General features: G+C 68.0%; 6 protein-coding genes. All 6 read left to right on the forward strand.

What is annotated here, in order from left to right:
* Positions 1-231: methionine adenosyltransferase domain-containing protein (locus tag AC3XYG_RS42600; RefSeq protein WP_489145988.1), on the forward strand; the 231-nt coding region annotated here is incomplete at its 5' end.
* 4 nt (positions 232-235) lie between these two features.
* Positions 236-952 (forward strand): tRNA (guanine(46)-N(7))-methyltransferase TrmB, encoded by a 717-nt coding sequence (gene trmB, locus AC3XYG_RS42605; RefSeq protein ID WP_489145989.1) that lies wholly within the window; start codon positions 236-238, stop codon positions 950-952.
* A gap of 193 nt (positions 953-1145) precedes the next feature.
* Positions 1146-1709, forward strand: coding sequence for a ribosome maturation factor RimP (rimP, locus tag AC3XYG_RS42610; RefSeq protein ID WP_489145990.1), 564 nt, complete (start codon positions 1146-1148; stop codon positions 1707-1709).
* A 13-nt stretch (positions 1710-1722) separates the two neighbouring features.
* Positions 1723-3213 (forward strand): transcription termination factor NusA, encoded by a 1491-nt coding sequence (nusA, locus tag AC3XYG_RS42615; protein WP_489145991.1) that lies wholly within the window; start codon positions 1723-1725, stop codon positions 3211-3213.
* Entirely contained in the window at positions 3186-3938 is a 753-nt protein-coding gene (locus AC3XYG_RS42620) for an RNA-binding protein (RefSeq protein ID WP_489145992.1), read from the forward strand. The genes nusA and AC3XYG_RS42620 overlap by 28 nt, the downstream gene beginning before the upstream one ends.
* Positions 3939-3959: 21 nt before the next feature.
* On the forward strand, positions 3960-4650 hold a 691-nt coding region (locus tag AC3XYG_RS42625), incomplete at its 3' end, for a translation initiation factor IF-2 associated domain-containing protein (protein WP_489145993.1).

A 4650-nucleotide genomic window follows, 5' to 3' on the forward strand; every position in this document is an offset into this window, starting at 1 on the left:
TATGTCGACCTGCATGGCGGCGATCGGGTCGATCCCGCCAAGCTCGAAACGGTGCTTCCGCAGCTTATCGGGGGCTGCACGCCGCGCGCCATCCGCTCGCACCTCAAGCTCAACGCGCCGATCTATGCGCGGACCTCCGCCTACGGCCATTTCGGCCGCGCCCCGGAGGCCGATGGCGGCTTCTCCTGGGAGCGGACGGATCTGGTGGACGAGCTTCGCTCGGCCTTCTGATCCCATGAGCGACCCGACCGGCGCGGCGGGCTCGGCCCCGCCGCGCCCCAACTTCCACGGCCGGCGCCAGGGGCGAAAGCTCCGCACCGGCCGCGCCGCTTTGATCGAGACCCTGCTGCCGCAGCTGACCGTCGCCCTCCCCACAGAGGACGGCGCGCTCGACCCTGCCGCACTGTTTCCCCGGCCGCCGCGCCAGTTGTGGGTGGAGATCGGCTTCGGCGCCGGCGAACACCTAGCCTGGCAGGCAGCGCAGCATCCCGATATCGGCATCATCGGCTGCGAGCCCTACATCAACGGCATGTCGACCCTGCTGGCCGCGGTGGCCGGCGAAGGGCTGGACATGGTGCGGGTCTGGCCCGACGACGCCCGGCCGCTGCTGGACCGTCTGCCGGAAGGCTCGGTCAGCCGCCTCTTCCTGCTGTTCGCCGATCCGTGGCCGAAGCAGCGCCACAGCGCCCGCCGCTTCATCCAGGACGAGACCGTGGCCGACCTGGCCCGGCTGCTGGCCGATGACGGCGAGTTGCGCATCGCCACCGACGACGCCCCGCTGCTGGACTGGTCGCTGCACCATGTCCGCCGCAACCCCGCCTTCGCCTGGATGGCGGAGGGCCCGGCCGATTGGCGCGAGCGCCCGGCCGACTGGCCGCCGACCCGCTACGAGCAGAAGGCGTTGCACGGCCGGCCCTATTATCTGAGATTCCGGCGCCGGCCTCGGCTCTAGCCTCCGCATTTCTCGCACTCCCCTGCGGCTTGGGCGCGAATCGGGTTGCGTATTGCGGGCGGATCGCTATATATCACCGCAGTTACCCATAGCGTTCAGGTCGAATGTTATTCGGTCGAACGGTCGATTAGGGTGGGCTGCGGCCCGCCTTTTTTGTTGTGGTGACGGCTTTCCATGGCTCTGGACGCGGGGAATGCCGGAGAGAATGACGCAAGTGGATCAAGTACGCGCGATCGTGGCGCCGTCGCTGGAAGCGATGGGCTATGAAGTCGTGCGCGTCCTGATGATGGGCGGCGAGCATCGGCCGCAGTTGCAGATCATGGCGGAGCGGATCGACCGCCGCGGCATGACCGTGGAAGACTGCGCCGAAATCAGCCGGGCCGTGTCGGCGGTCCTCGATGTCGAGGATCCGATCAAGACGGCCTACACGCTGGAGGTTTCCTCGCCCGGCATCGATCGCCCGCTGACCAAGCCCGCCGACTACGAACGCTTCCTCGGCCACGAGGCGCGGATCGAGACCCGGGTCGCCGTCGCCGGCCGCAAGCGGCTGCGCGGCACGCTGACCGGGGTCGAAGCCGAGGCGGTTCTGCTTCGTCCGGAGAAGGAGGACGAAGTGGTCCAGGTGCCCTTCGCCGAAATCCAGCGGGCAAAGCTGATCCTGACCGACGCCCTGATCGAAGCCGCTGCCGCGGAAGCCGAGCAGGCTGACGCCCTCGCGGCAGCCGCCTCACCGCAGCCTGACGCACAAGACGCATAGGAACGCCCAAGGCATGGAACTCCTGCATGTTGCCGATGTCGTGGCACGCGAGAAGAGCATCGACCGCGACGAAGTGCTCACCGCCATGGAGCAGGCCATTCAGAAGGCCGGTCGCTCGAAATACGGCCATGAGCACGACATCCGTGCCCACATCAACCGCAAGTCGGGCGAGATCGAGCTGCGCCGCTATCGCCAGATCGTCGAGGCGGTCGAGGACGAGGCCACCCAGCTTGCCGTCCCCGACGCGGCCAAGCGCTGGCCGACGCTGAAGGTCGGCGACTTTGTCATCGACGATCTGCCGCCGATCGATTTCGGCCGCATCGCCGCCCAGACGGCGAAGCAGGTGATCGTGCAGAAGGTGCGCGAGGCCGAGCGTCACCGCCAGTTCGAGGAATACAAGGACCGGGTGGACGAGGTCGTCAACGGCGCGGTCAAGCGCGTCGAATACGGCAACGTCACCGTCGATCTCGGCCGCGCCGAGGGCGTCATCCGCCGCGACGAGTTGCTGCCGCGCGAACACTTCAAGGTCGGCGACCGCGTCCGCGCCTACATCTATGACGTCCGCGAGGAAGCCCGCGGCCCGCAGATCTTCCTGTCCCGCGCCCATGGCCAGTTCATGGCCAAGCTGTTCGCGATGGAAGTGCCCGAGATCTATGACGGTGTCATCGAGATCAAGTCGGTGGCCCGCGACCCGGGCAGCCGCGCCAAGATCGCGGTGATCTCGAAGGACAGTTCGATCGACCCGGTCGGCGCCTGCGTCGGCATGCGCGGCAGCCGCGTCCAGGCCGTCGTCGGCGAGCTGCAGGGCGAGAAGATCGACATCATTCCCTGGTCGTCGGATCCCGCCACCTTCGTCGTCAACGCGCTGGCCCCGGCCGAGGTCGCCAAGGTCGTGCTCGACGACACCCAGAACCGGATCGAGGTTGTGGTGCCGGACGACCAGCTGTCGCTGGCGATCGGCCGCCGCGGCCAGAATGTCCGCCTCGCCTCGATGCTGACCGGCTGGGATATCGACATCCTGACCGAGGCCGAAGAGAGCGAGCGCCGCCAGGAAGAGACCCGGACGCGCAGCGAATTGTTCATCGAGGCTCTGGACGTCGACGACGTCATTGCCCATCTGCTGGTCGCCGAAGGCTTCCGCCAGGTCGAAGAAATCGCCTACACCCCGCTCGACGAGCTGGCGGAGATTGAAGGCTTCGACGAGACCGTCGCCGGCGAACTGCAGCAACGTGCGCTGCGCTGGCTCGAGGAGCGCGACCGGTTGCTGACCGAACGTTACCGCGAACTCGGCGTCGCCGATGACTTGGCCGCGATCGAGCAGCTGACCCCCGCGATCCTGGTCAAGCTGGCCGAGACCGGCATCAAGACGCTGGACGATTTTGCCGACCTTGCCGGTGACGAACTGGTCGAGACCCTCGGTGAGAAGACCATCTCGCTCGATGAAGCGAACGCCCTGATCATGCAGGCGCGCGCCCATTGGTTCGAGGAGGAGACCAAGACCTGACCGACACGACCGACATTCCCCCGGATGATCTGCCCACGGACGATGTGCCGCCGGGCGATCTGACCGAGCCCGAGGCCGATGGCCCGCTGCGGCGGTGCCTTGCCACCGGTGCGGTGCGGCCGAAGGCGGAGCTGATTCGCTTCGTCGTCGGCCCCGACGGGGAGGTCGTGCCCGATCTGGCCGAACGTCTGCCGGGCCGCGGCCTGTGGGTCGCCGCCGAGCGTGAGGCGTTGCAGCGGGCGGTGGCCAAAAAGCTGTTCTCACGAGCGGCGCGGGAATCGGTCAAAGTGCCGAGCGATCTGGTCGAACGAGTCGAGGCCCTGCTGTTCCGGAATTGTGTCGATCTCATCGGAATGGCACGCCGCGCGGGACAGGCGGTGGCCGGATATGAGAAAGTGCATGCTTGGCTGGTCGAAGGTCGCGTCGCGATCCTGCTCGGGGCGTCGGATGGCGCCATGGACGGGCGGGGCAAACTTGCAGCGCTGGCTTCGTCGATCCCGTCACACCCTCGCCTGGTGGAGAGTTTTTCTGCAGATACGCTGGGGATGGCCTTTGCCCGTGACAGGATGGTACATGCCGCAGTAGCGCGCGGTGGATTGGCGAAGCGGCTGATCGCGGAAGCGATGCGGCTGGATGGAATTCGTGGTCGAGCCGACGGACCGGCTGGACGTGGTGTGGTCGACGAGGCATCGAATGCCGCGCCGGCCTTCTCTGTACAGGGATAGCGGCGGATCACGCTGGACGATATGACGGATAGCAAGGAACAAGATCGCAAGACGCTGTCGCTGGGCAGCGCGAAGCCGAAGCTGACCCTCAGTGGTAAGCCGGGCGATTCAGGACAGGTGCGCCAGCAGTTCAGCCACGGCCGTTCCAAGGCGGTGACCGTCGAGGTCAAGCGCCAGCGCGGCGGTACCAACACGGCCCTGGCCGATGGTGGTGCCGCAGCCCGGCGTGCGGCCGAGGGCGGCCAGCCTGGCCGCAGCGGCCGCGGTGGTGGCGGCGGCGGTGCCGGTGGACGGGTCCTTTCGCAGGCCGAACGCGAGGCGCGGCAGCGCGCCTTGCAGGGTGCCCTGCGCGAGGAGGAAGCCCGGCGCCTGTTGCCCGACGAGCCCGAGTACGAGGCGACCGACGAGGCGGTGGAAACCGTCGAGACGGCGCCCGAGCCCTCAGCTCCGCTGGACCCGGAATCCCTGCGTCGCCGCGAGCTCGACGAGCTCAACGCGATCGAGGACGAGGCCCGCCGCAAGGTCGCGGAAGAGCGCTTCGTGCTCGAGGAAGAGCAGAAGCGTCGTGACGCCGAGCGTGCCGCCGAGGACGCCCGCCGCAAGGCCGTGGCCGACCGGTCCGGCCAGGCTGCCGCAGCACGGGCCCCGACGTCGGAAGCCCCTGGCATCCGCCCGATCCCGGCGACTGCCGACGACGAGGAAGATCCCCGGC

It is taken from the genome of Inquilinus sp. (assembly GCF_057815775.1).

What these genes read in the sequence shown, in the direction of transcription:
- trmB (WP_489145989.1), top strand. Translation starts at nt 236, where the DNA reads ATGAGCGACCCGACCGGCGCGGCGGGCTCGGCCCCGCCGCGCCCCAAC.
- rimP (WP_489145990.1), top strand. Translation starts at nt 1,146, where the DNA reads ATGCCGGAGAGAATGACGCAAGTGGATCAAGTACGCGCGATCGTGGCG.
- nusA (WP_489145991.1), top strand. Translation starts at nt 1,723, where the DNA reads ATGGAACTCCTGCATGTTGCCGATGTCGTGGCACGCGAGAAGAGCATC.